Raw genomic sequence first — 23,279 nt, 5'->3', positions numbered from 1 at the left:
GCGCTCACAGCGCACCCTTGGTCGAGGGCGTGATCCCGGCCATCCGCGGATCGGGCTCGACGGCCATGCGCAGCGCCCGCCCGAAGGCCTTGAACACGGTCTCGGCCTGGTGGTGGGCGTTGATGCCGCGCAGATTGTCGATGTGCAGGGTCAGCGCGGCATGGTTGACCAGCCCCTGGAAGAACTCCTGGAACAGATCGACCTCGAAGGCGCCGACCTGGGCGCGGGTGAAGGGCACGGCATAGGTCAGCCCGGGGCGTCCCGAGAGATCCACCACCACCCGCGACAGCGCCTCGTCGAGCGGCACATAGGCATGACCGTAGCGGCGGATGCCGCGCTTGTCGCCGAGCGCCTGGGCCAGCGCCTGACCGAAGGTGATGCCGATGTCCTCGACGGTGTGATGCGCATCGATATGGAGATCGCCCTCGGCCTCGACCTGCAGGTCAATCAGACCGTGACGCGCGATCTGGTCGAGCATGTGCTCGAGGAAGGGGACGCCGGTGCGGAAACTGCCCTGGCCAGTCCCGTCGAGATCGAGCGTGACGCGGATCTGGGTCTCCAGGGTATCGCGCGCGACCTGCGCGCGGCGGTGTGTGGTCTCAGCAGACATGGGATGGTCGCTCGGTGACGCCTGGTATACGGATCAATTCACTAGGATAACAGCCTGCGCCGGGTTCGTGGCTCCTACCAGCGACCAGCGACCAGCGACCAGCGACCAGCGACCAGCGACCAGCGACCAGCGACCAGCGACCAGACGATTGAACCGCGAAGGCGCGAAGGGCGCAAAGGGGAGTAAGCCGCCAGCGATCAGTCGCCAGTGGGTGCGGACCGCCTGCGGCCTCACGCCGACATCACACATCAACTCACTTTGCGTGCTTCGCGGCTTTGCGGTCCAATCCTGGCGGCGGCTGGCGGCTGGCGGCTGGCGGCTGGCGGCTGGCGGCTGGAAAACCGCTCGCCTCATGTCTCCAGCCAGAAGGTCACCGGGCCGTCGTTGACCAACTCGACCTGCATGTCGGCGCCGAAGCGCCCGCACTGCACGGCGGGGTGCGCGGCGCGGGCGCGCTCGAGCAGCAGCTCGAACAGGCGTCGGCCCTCCTCAGGGGGCGCAGCGCTGCTGAAGCCGGGGCGGGTACCCTTGCGGGTGTCGGCGGCGAGGGTGAACTGGGGCACCAGCAGCAATCCGCCGTCGATGTCGCGCAGGCTGAGGTTCATCCGCTCCTCGGCGTCGGGAAAGACGCGATAGCCGAGCAGACGTTCGAGCAACCGCTCGGCACGCGCCTCGGTGTCGCCACGCTGTACCCCGACCAGCACCAGCAGACCGCGATCGATGGCGCCGACCACCTCGTCGCCGACCGTCACCCGCGCCCGGCTCACCCGTTGCAGCAACCCGATCACGCCGCCCCCCCGCCGAGTTCGACGGCGAAGCGATCGGTGGCGGCCACCAGGGCGCGCTGGATCCCCGGCTCGAAGGCCGAGTGACCGGCATCGGGCACCACCTCGAAGCGCGCCCCGGGCCAGGCCTGATGCAACTCCCAGGCCGAGCGCATCGGACAGATGAGATCGTAGCGCCCCTGCACGATCACCCCGGGGATCCCGGCCAGCCGTCCGGCGTCGCGCAACAACTGTTCGGGGGCGAGAAAGGCGTGATTGACGAAGTAGTGACACTCGATCCGCGCCAGACTCAGCGCCAGATGCGGATCGGCGAAGTGATCGCTGACGGTGCGATTGGGATGCAGGGTCGAGCAGCGGCCCTCCCAGATCGACCAGGCCTTGGCCGCAGCCATGCGCGCGACCTCGTCCTCGCCGGTGAGACGACGGTGATAGGCATGCAGCAGATCACCACGCTCGATCTCGGGGATGGGGTCGAGGAAGCCTGCCCAATGATCGGGAAAGACCCAGTTCGCGCCCTCCTGGTAGAACCACTCGATCTCGGCGTCGCGACAGAGAAAGATGCCGCGCACCACCAGCGCCGCGACCCGCTCGGGATGGGTCTCGGCATAGGCCAGCGCCAGGGTCGAGCCCCAGGAGCCGCCGAACACCAGCCAGCGCTCGATGCCGAGGTGCTCGCGGATCCGCTCGATGTCCTCGACCAGATCCCAGGTGGTGTTGGCGCCGAGTTCGGCGTGCGGGCGCGAACGTCCGCAACCCCGCTGGTCGAACAGCACCGCGCGATAGCGCCCGGGGTCGAAGAAACCGCGGTGTGCCGGCTCGCAACCGGCACCGGGACCGCCGTGGAGGAAAACGGCGGGCACACCGTCGCGCCGCCCGCACTCCTCGACATAGAGCTGGTGCCCGTCGCCCACGTCCAACCGGTGGACAGCGAAGGGGTCGGTGATGGGGTGGAGGAATTGCGCTGTGCTCTGCATGGGTCGCTCGGGGTTGCGGTGGACTCGGCACGAGGCCAGGACTCCCCGATGGTACGCAACCACCGTCGATCACGCACCCGCCGCGCCGACGGACGCCATGCTAGCCTTGGGGCGCGGCAGACCGCCGTACACCAAGGACGTCCGTGATGAAGCTCCTCCCCCTGCTACTTGCCGTCGCCCTGCTGCTCGGGCTCGGCTATGTCGCCGCCGGCCCTTACCTGACCGTGGCGCAGATCCGCACCGGTCTCGTCGAGCGCGACCCGGTCATGCTCGAACAGCACGTCGACTTCCCACGGCTGCGCGCCGGGCTCAAGGACCAGCTCAACGTCCGTCTGCTCGAAGAGGCCCAGGACGACGGCGAGACGTCCAACCCGCTCGCGCTGGCGCTGGTGGGCCTGGCCACGCAACTGATCGACAAGGTGGTGGACACCTTCGTCACCCCGGCGGGGCTGGCCAGGATCATGGCCGGCGAGACCCCGGAGCCGGGCGCGGAGCTGCCGTCGGTCCCGGCCGGAGAGGCGGACGCGCCCGACGACGACGGCGGCGAGCGCCGACCCTTCGCCGACGCGCGCTATGTCTACGACGACCTCGACACCTTTTCGGTCTGGGTGCCGACCGAGGACGGGCGTGAACTCCGCTGTGTGCTCGAGCGCGACGGACTGCGCTGGCGGCTGGTCAACATCGTGTTGCCACGGGACTGAGCCCGCGCCAGCCGCCCCGCGCCCGAACCGAATCAGAGACCGCGGCTGGCGCGCTTGCGGTCCTGCTCGGTGAGGTGACGCTTGCGCACGCGGATGGCGTTGGGGGTGATCTCGACCAGCTCATCGTCCTCGATGAACTCCAGCGCCTGCTCCAGGGTGAACTTCACCGGCGGGGTCAGCAGGATGTTCTCGTCCGAACCGGCGGCGCGGATGTTGGTCAGCTGCTTGGCCTTGAGCGGGTTGACGGTGAGGTCGTTGTCGCGCGAGTGGATACCGACCACCTGGCCCTCGTAGATCTCGTCGCCCGGCGAGACCAGCATCCGACCCCGCTCCTGGAGGTTGAACAGCGCGTAGCCGAGCGCCTTGCCGGTGGCGTTGGAGATCAGGGCGCCGTTGCGCCGCTCGGCGATGCCGCCGGTGGTGGCCGGACGGTAGCGCTCGAAGACGTGATACTTGAGGCCGGTGCCCGAGGTCAGCGACATGAACTCGGTCTGGAAACCGATCAGGCCGCGCGAGGGGATCTCGTAGTCGAGCCGCACCCGCCCCTTGCCATCCGGCACCATGTCCTTGAGTTCGGCACGACGCTCGCCGAGCGCCTGCATGATCGCACCCTGGCACTCCTCGTCGACGTCGACGGTGAGCTGCTCGTAGGGCTCACAGATCTCGCCGTCGATCTCGCGGAAGATGACCTCGGGGCGCGAGACGGCCAGCTCGTAGCCCTCGCGACGCATGTTCTCGAGCAGGATCGAGAGGTGCAGCTCGCCACGCCCGGAGACGCGGAACTTCTCCGGATCGTTGCCTTCCTCGACACGCAGCGCGACATTGTGGATCAGCTCGCGCTGGAGCCGGTCCTTGAGCTGGCGCGAGGTCAGGTACTTGCCCTCGCGACCGGCGAAGGGCGAGGTGTTGACCTGGAAGGTCATGGTCACGGTCGGCTCGTCGACGGTCAGCGGCGTCATCGGCTCGACATGATCGGGGTCGCAGAGGGTATCGGAGACGTTCGGCGCCTCGATCCCGGTGAGCGCGACGATGTCGCCGGCGCTGGCCGAGTCGACCTCGTGACGGTCGAGCCCGAGATAGCCGTAGACCAGACCGATCTTGACCTTCTGCCGGGTGCCGTCGCGCTTGACCACGGTCACCTGCTGATTGGGGCGCACGCTGCCCTGGCGAATGCGCCCGACCGCAATGGCGCCGACGAAGGCGTTGTAGTCGAGGGTCGAGACCTGCATCTGGAAGGGCGCCTCGGGCTTGACCTCGGGGGCCGGGCAGTGCTCGACGATGGCCTGGAACAGCGGGCTCATGTCGCCGTCACGCACATCGTCCTCGAGTCCGGCATAGCCATTGAGCGCCGAGGCATAGACGATGGGGAAATCGAGCTGCTCATCGGTTGCGCCGAGACGGTCGAAGAGATCGAAGACCTGGTCGATGACCCAGTCCGGACGCGCGCCCGGACGATCGATCTTGTTGACCACCACGATCGGACGCAGACCGTGGGCGAAGGCCTTGCTGGTGACGAAGCGGGTCTGCGGCATCGGTCCCTCGCGGGCATCGACGAGCAGCAGCACCGAGTCGACCATCGACAGCACGCGCTCGACCTCACCGCCGAAGTCGGCGTGCCCGGGGGTGTCGACGATGTTGATGCGATAGTCGTTCCAGCGGATCGCGGTGTTCTTGGAGAGGATGGTGATGCCGCGCTCCTTCTCCAGCGCGTTGGAGTCCATCACCCGCTCCACCGGCCCGAAGCGCTCGCCGAGCGTGCCCGACTGCTGCAGCAGCTGATCGACCAGGGTGGTCTTGCCGTGGTCGACGTGGGCGATGATGGCGATATTGCGGAGTTTCTCGATTTGGTTGCTTGACAATGCCTTATCACTCGTTGACGAGGCGTCGCGCGCCTCTTTGGGTGTTCACTGGGCCCGGGGATTATGGGGCGGACTCCACACGGCCCGCGCCAGGGGCATCACGGCGAGGGATGCGCCCGAACGGGTCCGATCTCGTCGAATATGGACGCGCGGGATGGTCTTCTTGACCCGTGGTCGCGACCAAGGAGTTGGTCGACAGGCACCCGGACGCGCGCAACCGGCAAAGCTGTCGGTCAGCGGCTCGACGATGGAACGGGTGATCACCAGGCGTGCCAGGGTTGGGAATCCATAAGTATACACCGTACGGGCCAGGGCCCAGCAGGGGCGACGAAAAAAAACCTGTCGGCCCCGTCATCATCGTCGCCACCCTGTGCTTCCACCAGCGCGCGGACCGGATGTCCGACCAAGCCCATCTCGAGCGAATGGCGGGGCACGCCAGCCGCGTCGGCAGCCTCGAGACCTACCGGGCGCGGGCCGACGGCAACGCCGATCTGTTCGAGGGCGTGAACATGACGCCCGCGAGCGGCGCCCGCCCGGAGATCTATCGCGGCCTCGGCAACACCCCCGACCTGCGTGACTGACCGCCCGGCGGCGCCGGGAAACACCACCGCGCACTGTACCGATTGTCACAAAGCCCGCCGACACGGCCTGTTGCGATCCCCACAAGGGTCACCGGTCCAACCATTCGACAGACCAAAAAACAGACGGTTAGCGGGCCCCTCCCAGTCAGGCACGCTGCTTGCTCATGCACGACAGAACCATTGAATCCGCGGGGCCCGACGCCCCGTCAGTCGTGGAGGCCAGACGATGGAGTCGAAGCAAGCGGGTCACGATCGAAAGACCCCCACCTCGGGTTGCGCTGCGGGGGGCTGCGGTGGCGGGAGCGCGCTCGACCGGCTCCCCGCCGCGACCCGCGAGCGGGTGCGCAACCATCCCTGTTTCTCGGAGGACGCCCATCAGCACTACGCGCGGATGCACGTGGCGGTGGCGCCGGCCTGCAACATCCAGTGCCACTACTGCAACCGCAAGTACGACTGTGCCAACGAGTCACGTCCCGGCGTGGTCTCCGAGCTGCTCGAACCGCAGCAGGCGGCGGACAAGGTGGCGGCGGTGGCCACCCACATCCCCCAGCTCTCGGTGGTCGGCATCGCCGGTCCGGGCGATCCGCTGGCCAACCCCGAGCGCACCTTCGCGACCTTCCGACTGATCGCCGAGCGCACCCCGGACCTCAGGCTGTGCGTCTCGACCAACGGCCTGGCGCTGCCCGAGGCGGTCGACACCCTGTGTCGCTACAACATCGAGCACGTCACCATCACCATCAACTGTCTCGACCCCGACATCGGCGCCGAGATCTACCCCTGGGTGTTCTGGAACAACCGCCGCGTGCGCGGTCGCAAGGGCGCCGAGATCCTCATCGAGCAGCAGCAGCTCGGGCTCGAGCGGCTGGTCGAGCGCGGCATGCTGGTCAAGGTCAACTCGGTACTGATCCCCGGGGTCAACGACCAGCACCTCACCGAGGTCAGCCGCGCGGTCAAGGCCAAGGGGGCCTTCCTCCACAACCTGATGCCGCTGATCGCCGAGCCCGAGCACGGCACCTTCTACGGCCTGATGGGCCAGCGCGCGCCGCGCGCCAGCGAACTGCGCGCGCTGCAGACCGAGTGCGCCGGCGACATGGCGATCATGCGTCACTGCAAGCAGTGTCGCGCCGACGCCGTCGGCATGCTCGGTGAGGACCGCAGCGCCGAGTTCACGCTCGAGCGCATCGCCACCCTGGAGATCGACGACGCCGCCGCGCTGGCGCGACGCACCGCCGCACGCGAGGCGATCGAGCAGCGGCGCCGGGGCGTCGCCCCGGCGCTGGTGCCGCTGTCCACGCTGAGCGCCTCCCGCCCCCGCCCCGCCACCCACGCGGCACGCATCGCGGTAGCCAGCAGCGACGGTCGACTGGTCGATCAGCACTTCGGTCATGCCGAGCGCTTCCTCGTCTACGAGGTCGACGAGCAGGGCGAACGGCTGCTCGACGAACGCCCACTCGCGCGCTACTGCAACGGCGCCGAGCACTGCGACGAGGACGACGACGCCCTGGCCCCGGCACTGGCCGCGCTCGCCGACTGCGCCATGGTGCTGTGCTCGCGCATCGGGCTCGCCCCCTGGGAGCGGCTCGAGACGGCAGGCATCCGTCCCAACGGCGAGCTGGCGATGCTGCCGATCGAGCAGGCGCTGCGCGCGGCCCACCGCGAACTCGCCGAGCGGGGCGCCCTGAGCATCGACGAACCCCAGCGCGCCACCCTCAGCGCCTAGCCACGGAGGTCCCCGAGATGGCCCTGAAGATCACCAGCGGATGCGTCAACTGCTGGGCCTGCGAGCCGCTCTGTCCGAGCGCGGCGATCGAGCCCGCCAGCCCACACTTTCGCATCGACCCAGCCGCCTGCAGCGAGTGCGCGGGCGAGTACGCCGACCCGCAGTGCGCGAGCATCTGCCCGATCGAGGGCGCGATCGTCGACGCCAGCGGCGCAGCGCTCAACCCACCGGGTTCGCTCACCGGCATCCCGCCGGGCCTGCTCGAGCAGACACGCGCGCGCATCCAGGCCCGCTGACCCGATCACCGGGTCCGGCAACAGGGACGCCCGCGGACCCGGCACCATCACCAGGAGACCGATGGAGGCGAGACCATGGCCACGCCCTGCCCCGAACGCACCCGCGAGATCCAGCGGATCTTCGTCCGGTTGATGACCCGGGCGATCGGCGCGGGCAACGACCACGCCTTCGCCTGCATGATCGCCAGCCGCGCCAGCGGTCTCGGCGCCCTGCCCCCCTGGCTCGGGCTCGCGCCCGAGGCGTTCAATGCGCTGATGGGCTATCACTTCCCCGGGGTCTCGCCCGAGGTGCTCTCCAGCCTCGAGGGGGTGGCACCCAACCCCGCGCGTGAGGACGAGCGCGCGGAGCTGGTCGCATTGCTCGGCGGCCAGCGCGCCGGGCACACCCACTCGGAGCTGTGGATGGCCGAGGTGGTTGCCGCCGGCTGCCTGGCGACCGATCATCTGTGGCAGGACCTCGGACTGTGGAACCGCCGCGCGCTGAGCGCGCTGATGCGTCGCAACTTCCCGCGCCTGGCCATGGCCAACACCGGCGACATGAAGTGGAAACGCTTTCTCTACAAGCAACTGTGCGAACGCGAGGGCATCTATCTGTGCCGGGCACCATCATGCGAGGAGTGCGCCGACTACCATGTTTGTTTTGGACCTGAGGACTGAGCTCGCCGCCGGCGAGACCACCGCCAATACCATCCACGCCCGCGCCAGCGGCGCCTATCTGGGACTGGCCATCGGCGACGCCCTCGGCGCCACCGTGGAGTTCATGACCCCGACCGAGATCCGCACCCGTCACGGCGTCCACCGCGACCTGGTCGGCGGCGGCTGGCTCAGGCTGCGTCGCGGTCAGGTCACCGACGACACCGCGATGTCGCTGGCACTCGGCCAGGCACTGCTCGACCATGGCCGCGTCGAGGCCGCGCCCATCGCCGAGGCCTTCAGCGCATGGATGCGCACCAAGCCGGTCGACATCGGCCATACCGTGCGCCGGGGCATCTCGCGCTATCGCCGTACCGGCGCCACCGAGGTCCCGGAGAACACCTACGACGCCGGCAACGGCGCCTGCATGCGCACCCTGCCGATCGCGCTCTTCACCCTCGGCGCCGAGGCCGAGGCCGTCGCCGCGGCATGCCGCACCCAGGCCCATGTCACCCATCACAACCCGCTCTCGGACGCCGCCACCCTGACCGTGGTGCGCATGGTGCAGAGCGCCATCCTCGGCGCTACCCGCGAGCACCTGCGCGAGCTGGCCGAGGCACTGATCGCCGAGGAGCCGTGCTTCGCCTTCGATCGCGGCCGGGTCGAGAACCCGAGCGGCTATATCGTCGAGACGATGCGCGCGGTGCTGCAGGCGTTGTTCGCCACCGACGGCCTCGAGGCGGCGCTGATCGACGTGGTCAACCGTGGCGGCGATGCCGACACCACCGGTGCCATCCTCGGCATGATCGTCGGCGCGCTGCACGGTCCCGAGGCCATCCCGCGACGCTGGCTCGACGGACTCGAACACACCAGCGCCACGGCCTGCCGTGAACAGGCTCAGGCGCTGGTGCGTGCCTCGGCGCTGTGCCGAGGCCGCGCTCAGCCGCGATAGAAGTCGAACAGCAGCACGAACACCGCGCTCGCCACCACCAGCCCGGTGAGCATCACCGGGATGCCCACGCGCAGCCAACCGAGCGGGGTGATGCGCGCCTCGGGGATACCGCTGCGCTCGGACTCGGCCACGCAGATGACGTTGGCGGTGGCGCCGATGTGCGAGCCGTTGCCACCGAGCCCGACGCCGATCGCCAGCGCCCACCACAGCGGGGTGATGTTCACCCCCTGCTGCTCGAGCCCGAGCACGATCGGGATCATGGTGACGGTGAAGGGGATGTTGTCGACCACCGCGCTGAGCAGCGCCGCCACCCACATCAGCGCCAGACAGGTGAGCAGCAGCGTCTGCGGGTCCTGCGCCAGCCGCGCCAGCCGGAAGCCGACCCAGTCGAGCAGCCCCGAGGCCTCGACCCCGCCGACGATCACGAACAACCCGGCGAAGAACACCAGCACCGACCACTCGAGCTTGCCGAACAGCGATTCCGGGTCGGGGCGCAGCAGCACCAGTGCCAGCGCCACCGCGATGAAGGCGACATAGGCCGGGAACAGGTGCAGCCGGTGATGGACGAAGAACAGCGCGATCGCCACCCCCAACGCGATCAGCCCGCGCCGCAGCCGCAGCGGATGCTTGATCGCGCGCCGCTCGTCGAGATCGATCTGCGCCCCCGGGCCGCTCGGCGCCAGCTCGCGCCGAAACAGCAACAGGATCAGCACCACCGTGACCGCCCAGGAGACGACGACCAGCGGCGCCATGTGCACCAGGAAGCGGGTGAACTCGATGCCGCCGGCGCTGCCGATCATGATATTGGGCGGGTCGCCGACCAGGGTCGCCGCACCGCCGATGTTCGAGAGCATCGCCTCGGCCATCAGGAAGGGCAGCGGATTGAGCGAGAGGATGCGGGTGATCAGCACCGTCAACGGCGCGAAGATCAACACCGTGGTGACATTGTCGAGGAACATGCTGATCAGGCTCACCGCCAGCGCCAGATAGACCAGCAGCAGCCGGGGGTTGCCGCGCGACCACTTGGCGATGCGGATGGCCAGATAGTCGAAACCGCCGGTGGGCCGCAGCAGCACCACCAGCATCATCATCCCGGCGAGCAGGAACAGGGTGTTGGCGTCGATCGCCATCACCGCCTCGGCCTGGCCGTAGAAGCCGCCGATCATCCCCACCCCGATCATCACCACCGCGCCGATGAGCGCCGCGCTGGTACGGTGGATCACCTCGCCGAAGATCAACACATAGGCGGCGATCATGGTCAGCCCCGCGGCCGCCATCTGGCCGCTGAACTGGGGTGCCATCGCAAGCTCGTTCACGCGCCCTCCTCGTCTCTGGCCAGCATGCAGCCGACGACCGCCATCCGGGTCACCACGCCGCGGTACTCGCCGGCGTCGACCAGGAACAGATAGGAGCTGTTGTAGCGCTCCATGATCGCCAGCCCCTTGATCAGCGGCGAGCCGGCGCTGATCGTCGCCCGGCTCTCGAGCACGTAGCCGCTCGCCTCTTCGGCGAGGATGGCGCGACGCCGCGCCTCGGGCAGGTCGACGTTATCGATGTTGTCGCCCAGATAGTCCGCAGCGCCGACCAGGAAGTCGGGAATGCAGGTGTGTTTGACGATATGACGCAGCGACACCCGGCCACAGATCCGCCCCTCGGCATCGGCATAGGGCAGCCCGCCGACGTTGCAGCGCACGCACTCGCGAAATACCTCGCGCAGGGTCATGCCGGACCTGACCACCAGGGTCGGGACGGCAAGTTCGATCAGCTTCATGGAGATTCAGCCTTCCGCTTCGAGTGACCCCGGATCGCGCGTCGATCCGGGGCTGGACGCGCCCCGCAGGCCCAGGAGCAGGGTCCGTGTCGCGGGGCGCCGCGGCACGAACCGCGCGGCGGAGGCAGGGACGGGGTTGGGCTCACGCCCGTGTCAGCGCCGTGGCGACACCGCCCGTCACCGCAGGTCGTGAGCGGACCCGCCCGTGGCGCCGGGAGCGGCGCCGGGACAGGAGAGGTCGGGGTCGGCTCGGATCGCGCGATCGCGCATGCGGGTCGAGATGTCGCGCGATCAGTCTAGCACCCGAGCGCGCCCGCCGTCGCACAGGCCTCGTCATCGAAATAGGCCAACCCCTCGAGCAGCTCATCCACCCCGGCCTCGACGATGGTGATGCCCTGACGCGCGCAGAAGCGGCGCGCCCTGGGGGTGGGATCGGGGATCAGCGCCCAGCCCGCGGGCGAGCCGGCGGCGTGGATCAGCTCGGTGACCAGCATCCGCTCGGTGTCGCGATCGAGGTTGAGTCCCAGCAGCAGATAGCGCAGCCCGCGCCGACGGGCCTTGACGAACGCGGGGATGGCAAAGCCGCCCATCAGCTCGGTGAGATAGTCGACGAAATCGGCGTCCGAGGCGATATAGGTCGATCCCGGCTCGGGGCTGCCGAGCGGCTTGAACAATACCGGCAACGCCGGATCGACCGCATCCTGATCGACCTCGCGATACCCCGAACCGTCGTGGACATGGATGCGGAAGCGGTAGTCCGTCCCCCCCACCCGGGCGATGCCGCGCACCAGCACGTGCGGGCGCTCGGCATAGAGGTGCTGGAGCTGGAGATCGCGATTGAGATCGATGACATAGCCGGGAGCGGTCCCGGCCAGCCAGGCGTGCAGCGGTGCCTGCGTCCATGGCCGCCCCGCGTAGGTGGCATCGAGGAAGCGCTGCACCGCGCCGCGCCCGCGCTTGAGCTCGACGTTCATCGCCGCGCGCGAGAACTCCCACATCAGCCGCCGCGACATCGGCCGCCCGCCGTTGAGCGCGAGGATCAGCGAATCGCTGTCGGCCGGGATCGGCTCGCCGCGTTCGCGATCGACCACCCCGGCGAGCGCGCCGGGTCCCAGACAGGGCACCAGCTCGCCCCGCGCAAGGGCATCAACGAGAGATTCCAACAGGCTCGACATCCGGACCTCCGTGGCTGCGACGCTGTATTCAGGTGCAAACCATTGCAAACTCCGGACCATGGCAGGCCAGACACCCGCGATCGGCGCCGGAGCGCTGGCGGCGGGCGTGATCGCCACCCCGCCACGCCCGCCCGGCGACGTCCGTGATCCGACGAACCCCGACACAGCGTCGCAAACCCCACAGCCCTCGCTGGCTGGCACGCGCCGGTTTCGGCTAGCATGCCTCGATCGCCCGACAGCCCCTGGACAGCCCGACCGATGACGCCCTCCCCATCCGCCCTCGCCGACCTGCTCGCCGACCGTCTCGCCGCCACCGCCGACCTGCTCGAGCGCACCCGCGCCGATCGCGCACTGCTCGAGGGCTGCGTGCGCGCGGCGACGCGCACCGCCGAGGCGATCGCCGCCGGCGGCACCCTGTTCATCTGCGGCAACGGCGGCAGCGCCGGCGAGGCCACCCATCTCAGCGGCGAGCTGATCGGCCCCTTCGCCGACAAGACCCGCCCGGCGCTGCCGGCGATCGCGCTCGGCTTCGACCCCAGCGCCGCCACCGCGGTGGCCAACGACTTCTCCTTCGACGAGGTCTTCGCCCGCCAGCTCGCCGGACTCGCCCGGCCCGGCGACGTGCTCTGGGCGCTGACCACCAGCGGGCGCTCGCCGAATGTGCTGCGCGCCCTCGAGGTCGCCGCCGAGCGTGGGCTCTACGGCGTACTGCTCACCGGCGCGCTGCCCGCCGAGGCCGCCCCGCGCGGCGCCGATCAGGTGCTCGCGGTACCCTCGACCGAGACCCCGCGGGTGCAGGAGCTGCACCTGATGCTCGGTCACTTCCTCTGCGAGGCGGTCGAGGCGCTCGCCGCCAGCTCCAGGGCATAGAGCCAGGGCCAGCGCTTGCCGGTGACATAGAGCAGGTCCTGCTCGGGGGCATAGGCGATGCCGTTGAGCACGTCGGTCCCGGGGGGACGTTGCGCGCGCGGCCACAGCATGCTCAGGTCCAGGGTCGCGGTCACCGCCCCGCTCACTGGGTCGATGCGCACCAACCGGTCGCTGCGCCAGACATTGGCCCAGACCCCCGTCGGGGTGTACTCCAGCTCGTTGAGCCAGCGCAGCGCACGCCCCCGCTCGCGCACCAGCACGCGGCGCCGGATCACGCGCCGCTCGGGATCCATGAAGCTCAGATAGGCGCTGCCGTCGCTGATGATCCAGTCGCGCCCGTCATGGGTGATGCCCCAGCCCTCGCCGGGGAGGGTGAAGCGATCGACCGGGGTGAGGGTCGCGCGGTCGTAGATCAGCCCGACCCGGGCGCGCCAGGTGAGCTGCACGATCCGATCCTCCCAGGGGGTGATGCCCTCGCCGAAGAGGCGCTCGGGCAGGTCGTGACGCTGCAGCACCCGGCCAGTGGCGAGCGCCACCCGGCGCAGCGACGAGCCGCCATACTCGCCGGTGCCCTCGAACAGCGCGCCGTCGGCGAAGGCCAGCCCCTGGGTGAAGGCCCCGGGGTCGTGGGCGAAGCGCGCCACCACCCGATAGTCGAGCGCGGCGACGGCGCCCCCGTCACCCGAGTCCGCGGCATCACAGCCCGTCACCACCAGGACGAGCAGCAGCAGCCACCCGGTCCTCGCCTCTTGCATCATCGTCACCATGCTCGTCCGGCCATGTCCGGGAGCATGCCCCGCTCGGCGTCCCTCCGGCTAGTCGCCGTCACCGAGACGCTGGTAGTCGCTGCGCGAGCCGGTCAGGTCCCAGGCGAAGGTGCAGTCGAGGTGCGAGAGCACCGCGATCAAGCCGGGTTCGCCATCCTCGAGCATCACCTGCAGCGGCGCGCGGCGTGCGAACTGACGACTGGCGCGGCGCACCCAATGGCGACGCATCTCCGGGCTGCGCGGGAAGCTGGTGCGCAGCGCCGCCTCGATGCGCAGCAGATAGTCGGCGCGACGGGCGGTCTCGGGATGATCGGACAGCGGTACACGCCCCAGCTGGCGAGGTCGGACCCCGGCGGGCAGTTGCAGCAGGGCGGAGATCTCGGCCGCCCCCAGCTGCCAGGAGCCGAGCAGAGCGATGAGATCGCGGGTCTGGTCGAGGCGGGGGTCGGGCATCGGCATCTCCATCGGAGCGGCGGTGGATGGGCGAGACGTTGACGAGACGTGTCTCAGCGGGGAACCGTCCAGCGGACATCATGGATCCGAAAGATGGCGGTCGCGCACGACCAAGACAAGGATGCCCCTCGACCTCGATGGATCGATGTTCAGTTAGCCGTCACTCTTCTTACGTCTTCTCGTCACTCGCTCGCAACCTCGCGTCCGGATTGGGCATTTCCGCATTCGTCGAACTTGTGGATAACTTTGTGCACAAAACTGGCGCAACCGCCGCCGATTCTCACTCAATCACTCTCTACCCCTTGCTCCAAGGGCCCCGGGAAAATAAAAATAATCCAATCAAATCAAAAATATAAAATCAAAAAAAACACTTCCTCGCGCCATCACCCTGAGTGTCCTGGGCTATCGCAAGCGGGGGTTGACAGATGTGAACAACCCACGAAAACGCCCAATCACCCCATCTCCACGCCGCCTCGCGACACCCACCGGAGAACCCGGTCGAGATGACGACGGACGAACGAGACGATCGGCGAACATCGATCTGCCACGGCCCTGATGCCGAATCGTCAGCACGCAGGCAACCGGCCCGGACTTGGAACTCGCGGTCACGATCCGTATATCGTTAAATCGGTATCCCCACTGCCCTCGCCCGAGTCCGCCCGCCGGCGCCCGACACGGCGCCCGGCGATCCATCCACGCCATTCGGACAGGACGCGCACCAGCATGACAGCGAACGCCCCTCTCGAGCCCTTGCGCGCCCACGTCAGCGCGCGCATCGTCGGCCAGCACGCCTTCGTCGACAGCATGCTGATCTGTCTGCTCAGCGACGGCCACCTGCTGGTCGAAGGCATGCCCGGGTTGGCCAAGACCTCGGCGGTCAAGGCGCTCGCCGAGGGGCTCGAGGGCGACTTCCACCGCATCCAGTTCACCCCCGACCTGCTGCCCTCGGACCTGATCGGCACCGACATCTATCGCCACGAGCGCGGCGAGTTCGAGTTCCGTCAGGGACCGCTGTTCCACAACGTGCTGCTCGCCGACGAGATCAACCGCGCCCCGGCCAAGGTGCAGTCGGCGCTGCTCGAGGCGATGGCCGAGCGCCAGATCACCGTCGGCCAGCGCACCTATCCGCTGCCCGGGCTGTTCATGGTGCTGGCGACCCAGAACCCGGTCGAGCAGGAGGGCACCTATCACCTCCCCGAGGCCCAGCTCGACCGTTTTCTGATGCAGGCGGTGGTCGACTACCCCAGCCGCGACGAGGAGCTTGCCATCCTCGCCCTCGACCAGCGCCGCCACACCGAACCCAGCCCACCGCCAGACCAGCTGCTCAGTCAGGCCGAGCTGCAGCACGCCCGCGCCGAGGTCGCCGCGCTGCACCTCGACCCCAGGCTCGAGGGCTATGTCGTCGATCTGGTACAGGCCACCCGCGACCCCGGTCGCTATCACCCCGACCTGGCGCGCTGGTGCCGCTTCGGCGCCTCGCCACGGGCGAGCATCGCCCTGGCCCGCTGTGCCCGCGCCCGCGCCTGGCTCGACGGCGAGCGCTTCGTCGCCCCGCACCACATCCAGGCGGTGGCCCCGGAGATCCTCCGTCACCGCCTCTTGCTCAGCTTCGAGGCCGAGGCCGAGGGGGTGACCACCGACACCCTGATCGAGCGCCTGCTGGCCCTGGTCGCCATCCCCTGAGCGCCGCCATGCAGCAGCCCGGCGTCCGCCTCGACGACCTGCTCGAACTGCGTCACCAGGCCCGCGCCCTGGGCCTGCCCGCGCACCACCTGGTCAACTCGCCCTTCGCCGGACTCTACGCCTCGGTGTTCCGGGGCGCCGGCATCCACTTCGAGGAGGTGCGCGAGTACCGTGCCGGCGACGACATCCGCTACATGGACTGGAAGGTCACCGCGCGCACCGACACCCCGCATCTCAAGCTGTTTCGCGAGGAGCGCGAGCGCGCCGTGCTGCTCTGCGTCGAGCGTGGCGCGCACCTCGAGTTCGGCACCCGCAACATCTTCAAGTCGGTGCAGGCGGCGCGCGCCGCAGCGCTGATCGGCTGGGCCGCGAGCCGACTCCACGACCGCGTCGGCGGACTGGTGTTCGGCACCCCGGCGCCGCAAATGCTGCGCCCGGCACGGGGTCGACGCGCGCTCTGGCAGCTGCTGCGCACGCTCGCCGCGCCGCTCGACCCCGGGTCGCCGACCACGCCGGTGATCGAGACCCTGCGCCGCGCCGCCGCCGGACTGCCGCCGGGCTCGCTGCTGTTCCTGATCGCCGATCTCGACCGCGACCGACCGGGGTTCGAGACCCTGCTCGGCGAGCTGCGTCAGCGCCACACCCTGGTGCTGCTCGCGCTCGACGACCCGGCCGATCGCGAGATCCCGGCGATGGGCCGGGTCGGCTTCGTCGGCCCCGACGGGAGCCGCCACCTGCTCGACACCGATGACCCCGGTGCCCGCAACGCCTATCGCGCGGCCTGGGAGGCGCGACGCGCACGACTGCGCGCCAACGCCCACCGACTCGGACTGATCCTGATCCCGATCGCCACCGACAGCGAGATCCATCTGGCGCTGATCCACGGGCTGGCGCGTCACGCCCGGTCGAGGGCACACCGATGATCGAGCACGGCGGACTGCGCGACATCCACGACATCGACGCCGTCCCCTGGTGGCCGCCGGCCCCCGGCTGGTGGCTGCTCGCGCTCGCCCTCGGGCTCGGCGGTTGGCTGCTGTGGCGCGGGCGCGCGCCGCTCGGTCGCGCGCTCGTCCGGCTCGCGCGCAGCCACAGCGGCTGGCGTGTCGACGCCCGCAGACGACTGCACGCGCTGGCGCGCCGCGAGCGCGACGGCGAGGACCCGGCACGCCTGCTCGCCGAGTTCTCCGAACTGCTGCGCCGCATCGCCATCGCCCGCTGCGGGCGCGACGGCGTCGCCGGGCGCTGCGGCGAGGCCTGGCTGGAATGGCTCGAACGCGCCGACCCGGCGGGCTTCCCCTGGCGCGAGCACGGCCAGGCGCTGATCGGCGCACGCTATGCCCCACCCGGACAGACCCCCATGCCATCACTCGCGCCACTGATCGCGGCGACCCAGTCCTGGACCCGGGCCGCGCCCTACCGGGAGGCCGGCGATGCTTGAGTTCCACTGGCCCTGGGCCGCGCTCGCACTGCCGCTGCCCTGGCTGCTGCCACGGCTGCTGCGGCGCCGGATCGGATCCAGCCCGACGCCACCGCGATCGACCACCCCGGGACTGCGCCACCCCCACCCCGAGCGCTTGCGCGCGGTCTTCGCCGCAGGCGGCGACGGCACCGGCGGCGCGGCGCGCCTCGACCGGCTGCTGTGGCTGCTGCTGTGGCTGGCACTGGTCGCCGCGCTCACCCGCCCGCAGTGGCTCACCCCGCACACCGAGATCAGCACCCCGGGCTACGACCTGATGCTCGCTGTCGACGCCTCGCACTCGATGGCCGCGCTCGACCTCGGCGACGGGCGTCAGCTCGATCGCATGCAGGTGGTGCGCACGGTGATGGATCGTTTCGTCGCCGGGCGCAGCGGCGACCGCGTGGGGTTGATCCTGTTCGGCGCCCAGGCCTTCGTGCTCGCGCCGCTGACCCTCGACCGCACCGCGGTACGCCAGCAGCTCGCCGACCTGGTCCCCGGGATCGCGGGCGCGGCCACCGCGCTGGGCGACGCCATCGCACTCGGCACGCTCAAGCTGCGCGAGCGTCCCGCCGGCTCGCGTGTGCTGCTGCTGATTGCCGACGGCGACAACAACGCCGGCGGCTTCGACCCGCGCGAGGCGGCGCGACTGGCCGCGCACTACGGCATCCGCATCCATGTCATCGGCGTCGGCAGCCAGCAGCAGCGCATCCCGATCCGCGAGGAGGGACAGATCCGCTATCGCGACGACCTCACCATGGACGAGGAGACGCTGCGCGCGATCGCCGCCCTCACCGGCGGCGATTATTTCCGCGCCACCGACGGCGACGCCCTGGCGCGCATCTCGGCGCAGATCGACGGGCTCGAGAAGACCGCGAGCGAGGCGCGCACCCTCTACCTGCCCCAGCCGCTCTACCGCTGGCCGCTGCTGCTCGCGCTGGCGGCCCTGCTCGCGCTGGGGATCCGGGATCGCGGGGTGGCGTCATGAGCGCCGCCGGACCGCACCTGGCCGAACCGCTGTGGCTGCTCGGGCTGCTGGCGATCCCGGCGCTGTGGTGGTGGCGGCGCCGGCGCGCGCCGCTGGCAGGCGCGCCGGAGGCGTTGCGCGCCTATGCCGACGCCCACCTGCTGCCGCACCTGCTGGTCGCGCCGTCGACGCCGGGACGACGGGGCCACCCACTGCGCCGCTGGACACTGCTCTGGACCCTGCTGGTGCTCACCCTCGCCGGGCCGCGCTGGGGCTATCAGGAGGTGCGGCTGTTCCACCCCGGCAATCACCTGCTGGTGCTGCTCGACGTGTCGCGCTCGATGCGCTGCACCGATCTCGCCCCCGACCGGCTCGGGCGCGCCCGTCAGGAACTCGAGGACCTGATCCGCGCCAATCGCCATCACCGGCTCGGGCTGATCGCCTTCGCCTCGGTCCCGCATGTGCTCGCCCCGATCACCGAGGACAGCGCCACCCTGCTCTCGCGCCTGCCCGTGCTCGCCACCGACCTGGCCAGCCCCCAGCTCCAGGGCAGCAACCTCGAGGACGCGCTCGAACGTGCCGCACAGCTGCTCGACCCGCTGCCGGCCGATGGCGCGCGCGCCATCCTGCTGATCTCCGACGGCGACTTCGCCACCCCGCTGCCGCTCGAGCAGGTACGCGCGCTCGCCGCGCGCGGCATCCGTCTGCACGTCCTCGGCGTCGGCACCGAGCAGGGTGCGCTGGTGCCCGCGCCCCAGGGCGGCTGGGTGCGCGACCCCATGGACCCGACCCGTCAACCGGTGCGCTCGACGCTCGAACCCGAACGGCTCGAGGCGCTCGCCGTGGCCGGCGACGGGCGCTACCGCGAAGCGATCCACGGCGAGGCCGACACCCGCGCACTGCTCGACGCCAGTGCCGAGCGGGCGCGATCCGCCGCGGCCGGTGACGAACGGACGCGAATCTGGAACGAGCGCTTCTGGATCCCCCTGATCGTCCTCGCGCTGCTGGTACTGGCCGAGTTCCGCCATCCCTGGCGGCATCCCGGGGGTGGGTCTTGAGCAGGCGCACGATACTCGTGCTGCTGCTCGGTCTCGGTACCGCAGCGGGCGCCGCCGACTGGTTCGAGAACCGTGCCCAGCGCGCCTATGGCGACTATCTCGCCGGCGACTACGCCGCCGCCGCCGAGGGCTTCAGCGATCCCTACCGACGCGGTGTCGCGCTCTATCGCGCCGAGCGCTACCAGGAGGCCGAACGCGCCTTCACCGAGGCCGCCGAGACCGGCGAGCACGGCAGCGCGGCGCACTACAACCAGGGCAACGCCCGCTTCCAGCTCGGCGACTACGCCGGCGCCGCCACCGCCTACGGCGAGGCGCTGCGGCTCGATCCGGAGGACGCCGACGCCGCGCACAACCTCGCCCTCACCCGCGCCCTGCTCGCCCGGCTCGAACCCGAGGAGGAGGAAGAGGACGAGAACCAGGAACAGCAGGAACAGCAGGAACAGCAGGAACAGTCTGAAGCATCGGAGCAGTCGGAGCAGTCGGAGCAGTCGGAGCAGTCGGAGCAGTCGGAGCAGTCGGAGCAGTCGGAGCAGTCTGGTCAGGGTGATCGCTCGGAGGATGCGGGTCGAGCCGAATCGACGACGGGCAACGGGGAGGACGACGGCGAGAGCGGGGCGGCCGACGGGACCGGCGACGGTGCGGACGACGGCGACCGCGAGCACACCGGTCGCGCCGACGAGACCGAGACCGAGACCGAGACCGACCAGGGTGACACGGACGACGCGACACCGGAGACGGGCCGCGAGGACGGTGACGGCGGCGACCAGGGTCCGACCACCCCGGGCACGGCCCCCGCGGACGCGCGAGACCGGGGTAGCGCGGGCGAGCAGGCGCCCGACCGAGGCGCGGGCGAGCAGGGCGAGACCGGCGAGCGCGCCGCACAACCGGACGAGGGCCAGCGGCGCGGCCCGGACGGCGCGCAGCCGGGGCTCGACCTGCCGGGGAGCGGGCCGGACGAGACGGCCCCCGGCGAGGACGCCCCCCCAGCGGAGACCGGCGACCTGCCCGGGCCGCTCGACCCCGACGCAACCCTGGAGCAACGACTCGAGCGCCTCCAGGCCGACCCGGCGCTGCTGATCCGCAACCAGTTCCGGCTCGAGGAGCTGCGCCGGCTGCGCGAACAACCGCTGCGCTATCGGGAGACCCGCCCATGGTGAGGTCGATCGCCCCACTCACCGCCCTCGCCCTGCTCTGGTGCGCTCAGGCCGGCGCCCAGTTCCAGCCGCCCTGGCCGCCACCCTGGCAGGCCGGCCAACGCCCTGCCTGGCCCACCCAGCCACCGACCACCAGCCGTGCCCCCGACTACCGGCTCAGCTGGTCGATCGAGACCTCGAGTCCCTATGTCCATCAGCCGGTGCTGCTGCGGCTGCGCCTGAGCGGCGATGAACAACCGACCCGGATCGGGCTCGAGCCGCCACGCCCCGGGACCGTGCTGCTGCGCCGACTCCACACCGAGCCGCCCAGACGCGCGGGCGACGGCACCACCATCAACACCCTGGTGTTCGCCCTGCTGCCGCTGCGCCCGGGGCGGCTCGACGCCGGCCCCCTGCGGCTCAGCGGCAGCCATGCCGGCGGCACCTTCGAGGTCGGCAGCGAGCGCCCGCTCAGGCTGCGGGTCCGCCCGCCGGCGCCCGGTATCGAGCCCTGGCTACCGGCGCGCGCACTGACCCTCACCTCCAGCCTGACACCCGAGGGTCCGGTGGCCCCGGGCGAGCCGCTGAGACTGCGGCTCGAACTCTCGGCGACCGGCACCAACGGCGAGCAGCTCCCCGTGCTCGCCGACCAGCTCGCCGGGGTCGACGGCATCCGCGTCTATCGCGAGCGCGCACAGGTCGACACCCGTCTCTCGCCCGATGGACGACAGCTCCTCGCCACCCGCATCGAGACCCATACCCTGGTGGCGCAGCACGCCGGTCGGCTGCTGCTCCCCGAGATCCGGGTGGCCTGGTGGGACATCGCGCGCGAGCGCGGCGAGCTGGCGCGCACCCCGCTACGCACCCTGCAGGTGACGAACGGCGCGCCGCCCTCCCGGCCCGCGATCCACTGGCACCCGGCATGGATGGCGGTGAGCGCGGTGCTGCTGGTGCTCGCCGGCTATTGGTGGGCGGTGCTCACCCGCCCCCCAGCTGGACGCTTGACGGGCGCGCTCGAGCGCGTGCGTCTGCGCATCCTCGGCCTCGGCGAGAGGCTATGGGCGGGATTGTGGGCCGGTCTGCCCGGCGGCTGGCGGTTGCGCCTGGGGCTGCTGCGCGCGCGCACCGCCACCACCCCGGAGACCTGGCTGGCACGGCTCGCCCCGGCGCTGCCCGATGGCGGACGGCGCGGTCGACCCGAGGTGGTCGCGGCGCTGCTCGCCACCGCGCCCGGCGCCGATCGCACCGCACTGACGCGGCTGGTGGCGCGACTGGAGGCGGCGCGCTACGGCGCCCAGCGGGTGGTGTTCAGTCGCTGGCAGCGCGCGCTCGCGCGCCGGCTCGCCAGCGGACGACGCGCACACCGCCCGGCTCGCCCGAGGCGGCGCGGCGGGCTGCCGCCGCTCAACCCGCCCGATTGAGGCGTCGACCCAGCCCCTGGCTCAGCCCGGCGAGCAGGATCCAGTACATCAGCCAGTCGTGACGCACCATGCGGTAGTTGGTCAACTCCCACAGCAGCAGATAGCACCAGAGCGCGATCAGCAGTGCGCGCAGCAGGCGATCACCGGCGCAACCGCGCCAGGAGGCGGTCAGCAACGCCAGGGTGAGCAGGGCGCAGCAGAACAGACCGGCGACGCCGAACTGCACCAGCACCTCGAGATAGGTATTGTGCAGATGGCGCAGTGCCACCCCGGCGCCATCGCGCACCCCGGGGTCGCCGCTGAGGTCCATCAACCACTGACTGAGCCCCGGCCCCCAGCCGAACCAGGGATGTTCGAGCCACAGCGAGAGCCCGACCAGTTGAGCGCTCCAGCGCTGGCCGAGCGAGGAGGCGGCGGTGCCCTCGCGCGCGCCGCTGATCCAGGCCAGGTCCTCGCGCATGCGCCACAGCAGGTCGTCGGCCTGGAAGGCGACCAGCACCAGCACCACCGCAGCGAGCACGGCGATCCACAGCGCGCGGCGCAGCACCCGACCATCGAGCCGGGCGCGCGCCGGGGCGGCGAGCACCAGACCGAGCAGCAGCGCCGGCAGCCAGGCGACCCAGCTGCCGCGCGACTGGCTCTGCAGGAAACCGAGGGCGAACAGGCCCAGCAACAGCCCCCAGGCCAGGATCAGCGACCAACGGGGAAACGCTTGGGCGGCACGCGCGAGCAGGCGCTCGCGCATCAGCATCAGCCCGAGCAGGGCCGAGCCGGTATAGAGTCCGGTGGCGATGGCGGTGAAGCCGTACTGGTCGCGCTCACCGAGGAAGGCGCCCGGATCGCTCGCCAGCAGCCCCCAGTCGAGCCGCCACAGCATCCCCAGGGCGAGACCGGCGAGGGCCAGCCCGAGCAGGCGCAGGGCGCGTGGGCGCTCCCCGGCGAGGAAGTGGGCGAAGGGGATGAACAGCAGCAGCTTGCACCAGTCGAGCGCACTCTCCCACAGCAGCCCGTGTGGCACCGACGGGTCGAGCGCGGCGACGGCGGCGCGCGCCACCACCAGCAGACAGAGCGCCACCACCGCCAGGGACGCGGGCGACCAGTGCCAGGGGGCTCGGGGCGCGGGCGGCGCAAGCACGAAGGCCAACGCCAGCCCGGCCATCGCGATCGAGGCGAGCGCGGTGGAGAGGAAGGCACTGGCGGCGAGCAGATAGAGCATCGCCACCCCGGCGCGCTCGGCCAGCGCGCGCGTGGCGATCGGTGTCGGATTGGGCATCGCGTCGGTTCCGGCTAGGGACGGGATCGGCGTCGCCGGCGGGGGTCGGGCGGCGACAAGCGCTCGGCGGCCAAGCATAGCAGGAATCCGGCCAACCCCGGAGCCGATGATGAAAACAGCACTCGCGCAGCGTTCGAGCGA

General features: G+C 70.6%; 24 protein-coding genes. 14 read left to right on the top strand and 10 right to left on the bottom strand.

What is annotated here, in order from left to right; all coding sequences use genetic code 11:
* Positions 1-4: 4 nt before the first annotated feature.
* The 3 genes from hisB to pip form a co-directional block, all read right to left on the bottom strand.
* On the bottom strand, positions 5-610 hold the full coding sequence (hisB, locus tag EBL84_RS01225) for an imidazoleglycerol-phosphate dehydratase HisB (RefSeq protein WP_123139152.1): 606 nt from the start codon (positions 608-610) through the stop codon (positions 5-7).
* 350 nt (positions 611-960) lie between these two features.
* A complete protein-coding gene (dtd, locus tag EBL84_RS01215) occupies positions 961-1,398 on the bottom strand; it encodes a D-aminoacyl-tRNA deacylase (protein WP_005222128.1) in 438 nt (145 codons plus the stop codon).
* Positions 1,395-2,369 carry a prolyl aminopeptidase gene (gene pip, locus EBL84_RS01210; protein ID WP_123139150.1) on the bottom strand — a complete coding sequence of 325 codons (975 nt, stop codon included), beginning with the start codon at positions 2,367-2,369 and terminating at the stop codon, positions 1,395-1,397. Before pip ends, dtd begins: the two co-directional genes overlap by 4 nt.
* A gap of 146 nt (positions 2,370-2,515) precedes the next feature.
* Between pip and EBL84_RS01205 the strand changes: the two genes are divergently transcribed.
* The gene (locus tag EBL84_RS01205) at positions 2,516-3,070 is read left to right on the top strand and encodes a DUF2939 domain-containing protein (RefSeq protein ID WP_123139149.1); all 555 of its coding nucleotides are present in this window, start codon (positions 2,516-2,518) and stop codon (positions 3,068-3,070) included.
* 32 nt (positions 3,071-3,102) lie between these two features.
* Here EBL84_RS01205 and typA read toward each other — a convergent pair whose 3' ends face one another.
* A complete protein-coding gene (gene typA / locus EBL84_RS01200) occupies positions 3,103-4,929 on the bottom strand; it encodes a translational GTPase TypA (protein WP_190287858.1) in 1,827 nt (608 codons plus the stop codon).
* 395 nt (positions 4,930-5,324) lie between these two features.
* Here typA and EBL84_RS16845 point away from each other — a divergent pair, with 395 nt between their 5' ends.
* The 5 genes from EBL84_RS16845 (at position 5,325) to draG (ending at position 9,111) form a co-directional block, all read left to right on the top strand.
* Positions 5,325-5,510: a hypothetical protein gene (locus EBL84_RS16845; RefSeq protein ID WP_148040250.1), complete on the top strand. Its 186-nt coding sequence runs from the start codon at positions 5,325-5,327 to the stop codon at positions 5,508-5,510.
* A gap of 226 nt (positions 5,511-5,736) precedes the next feature.
* Positions 5,737-7,230 carry a nitrogenase cofactor biosynthesis protein NifB gene (gene nifB, locus EBL84_RS01195; protein ID WP_123139148.1) on the top strand — a complete coding sequence of 498 codons (1,494 nt, stop codon included), beginning with the start codon at positions 5,737-5,739 and terminating at the stop codon, positions 7,228-7,230.
* Between the two features lie 17 nt (positions 7,231-7,247).
* Positions 7,248-7,526, top strand: a complete 279-nt coding sequence (locus EBL84_RS01190) for a ferredoxin (protein ID WP_123139147.1) — start codon at positions 7,248-7,250, stop codon at positions 7,524-7,526.
* Positions 7,527-7,601: 75 nt separating this feature from the next.
* Entirely contained in the window at positions 7,602-8,183 is a 582-nt protein-coding gene (locus tag EBL84_RS01185) for a nitrogen fixation protein NifQ (RefSeq protein WP_123139146.1), read from the top strand.
* Positions 8,158-9,111, top strand: coding sequence for an ADP-ribosyl-[dinitrogen reductase] hydrolase (draG, locus tag EBL84_RS01180; RefSeq protein ID WP_123139145.1), 954 nt, complete (start codon positions 8,158-8,160; stop codon positions 9,109-9,111). The genes EBL84_RS01185 and draG overlap by 26 nt, the downstream gene beginning before the upstream one ends.
* On the opposite strand, the gene EBL84_RS01175 is transcribed toward draG, so the two are convergent.
* The 3 genes from EBL84_RS01175 to EBL84_RS01165 all read right to left on the bottom strand — a co-directional run bounded on the left by EBL84_RS01175 (position 9,099) and on the right by EBL84_RS01165 (position 12,057).
* Positions 9,099-10,427: an SLC13 family permease gene (locus tag EBL84_RS01175; RefSeq protein WP_123139144.1), complete on the bottom strand. Its 1,329-nt coding sequence runs from the start codon at positions 10,425-10,427 to the stop codon at positions 9,099-9,101. The two genes, draG and EBL84_RS01175, sit on opposite strands and share 13 nt — an antisense overlap.
* Positions 10,424-10,882 (bottom strand): CBS domain-containing protein, encoded by a 459-nt coding sequence (locus EBL84_RS01170; protein WP_123139143.1) that lies wholly within the window; start codon positions 10,880-10,882, stop codon positions 10,424-10,426. The genes EBL84_RS01175 and EBL84_RS01170 overlap by 4 nt, the downstream gene beginning before the upstream one ends.
* A 296-nt stretch (positions 10,883-11,178) precedes the next feature.
* Positions 11,179-12,057 (bottom strand): SIR2 family protein, encoded by an 879-nt coding sequence (locus tag EBL84_RS01165; RefSeq protein ID WP_123139142.1) that lies wholly within the window; start codon positions 12,055-12,057, stop codon positions 11,179-11,181.
* 258 nt (positions 12,058-12,315) lie between these two features.
* Here EBL84_RS01165 and EBL84_RS01160 point away from each other — a divergent pair, with 258 nt between their 5' ends.
* Positions 12,316-12,927 (top strand): SIS domain-containing protein, encoded by a 612-nt coding sequence (locus EBL84_RS01160; protein ID WP_123139141.1) that lies wholly within the window; start codon positions 12,316-12,318, stop codon positions 12,925-12,927.
* Here the strand turns inward: EBL84_RS01160 and EBL84_RS01155 are convergent.
* A complete protein-coding gene (locus EBL84_RS01155) occupies positions 12,876-13,685 on the bottom strand; it encodes a glutaminyl-peptide cyclotransferase (RefSeq protein WP_223806937.1) in 810 nt (269 codons plus the stop codon). The two genes, EBL84_RS01160 and EBL84_RS01155, sit on opposite strands and share 52 nt — an antisense overlap.
* Before the next feature lie 57 nt (positions 13,686-13,742).
* Positions 13,743-14,147, bottom strand: coding sequence for an antitoxin Xre/MbcA/ParS toxin-binding domain-containing protein (locus EBL84_RS01150; RefSeq protein ID WP_123139333.1), 405 nt, complete (start codon positions 14,145-14,147; stop codon positions 13,743-13,745).
* Between the two features lie 723 nt (positions 14,148-14,870).
* On the opposite strand from EBL84_RS01150, the gene EBL84_RS01145 reads away from it, so the two are divergent.
* From EBL84_RS01145 to EBL84_RS01115, 7 genes are read left to right on the top strand one after another with little or no spacing between them, the layout of a single operon-like run.
* Positions 14,871-15,830 (top strand): MoxR family ATPase, encoded by a 960-nt coding sequence (locus EBL84_RS01145; RefSeq protein WP_123139139.1) that lies wholly within the window; start codon positions 14,871-14,873, stop codon positions 15,828-15,830.
* A gap of 8 nt (positions 15,831-15,838) precedes the next feature.
* Complete coding sequence (locus EBL84_RS01140; RefSeq protein ID WP_123139138.1) at positions 15,839-16,753, top strand: DUF58 domain-containing protein; 915 nt, start codon at positions 15,839-15,841, stop codon at positions 16,751-16,753.
* On the top strand, positions 16,750-17,268 hold the full coding sequence (locus EBL84_RS01135) for a DUF4381 domain-containing protein (protein ID WP_123139137.1): 519 nt from the start codon (positions 16,750-16,752) through the stop codon (positions 17,266-17,268). The genes EBL84_RS01140 and EBL84_RS01135 overlap by 4 nt, the downstream gene beginning before the upstream one ends.
* Positions 17,261-18,274 carry a VWA domain-containing protein gene (locus EBL84_RS01130; protein ID WP_123139136.1) on the top strand — a complete coding sequence of 338 codons (1,014 nt, stop codon included), beginning with the start codon at positions 17,261-17,263 and terminating at the stop codon, positions 18,272-18,274. The genes EBL84_RS01135 and EBL84_RS01130 overlap by 8 nt, the downstream gene beginning before the upstream one ends.
* Positions 18,271-19,311 (top strand): VWA domain-containing protein, encoded by a 1,041-nt coding sequence (locus tag EBL84_RS01125; RefSeq protein WP_123139135.1) that lies wholly within the window; start codon positions 18,271-18,273, stop codon positions 19,309-19,311. The genes EBL84_RS01130 and EBL84_RS01125 overlap by 4 nt, the downstream gene beginning before the upstream one ends.
* Positions 19,308-20,468 (top strand): tetratricopeptide repeat protein, encoded by a 1,161-nt coding sequence (locus EBL84_RS17015; protein WP_190287857.1) that lies wholly within the window; start codon positions 19,308-19,310, stop codon positions 20,466-20,468. The genes EBL84_RS01125 and EBL84_RS17015 overlap by 4 nt, the downstream gene beginning before the upstream one ends.
* Positions 20,462-21,865, top strand: a complete 1,404-nt coding sequence (locus tag EBL84_RS01115) for a BatD family protein (protein ID WP_123139134.1) — start codon at positions 20,462-20,464, stop codon at positions 21,863-21,865. The genes EBL84_RS17015 and EBL84_RS01115 overlap by 7 nt, the downstream gene beginning before the upstream one ends.
* Here EBL84_RS01115 and EBL84_RS01110 read toward each other — a convergent pair.
* On the bottom strand, positions 21,849-23,138 hold the full coding sequence (locus EBL84_RS01110; protein WP_190287856.1) for an O-antigen ligase: 1,290 nt from the start codon (positions 23,136-23,138) through the stop codon (positions 21,849-21,851). The genes EBL84_RS01115 and EBL84_RS01110 overlap by 17 nt on opposite strands.
* Positions 23,139-23,279: the final 141 nt, after the last annotated feature.

Source organism: Marichromatium sp. AB31, assembly GCF_003718685.1.
In the GTDB taxonomy this organism is placed as follows: Bacteria; Pseudomonadota; Gammaproteobacteria; order Chromatiales; family Chromatiaceae; genus Marichromatium; species Marichromatium gracile.
Note: the sequence above shows the minus strand (reverse complement) of the source record. Positions and strands in the feature narration are given on the sequence as shown.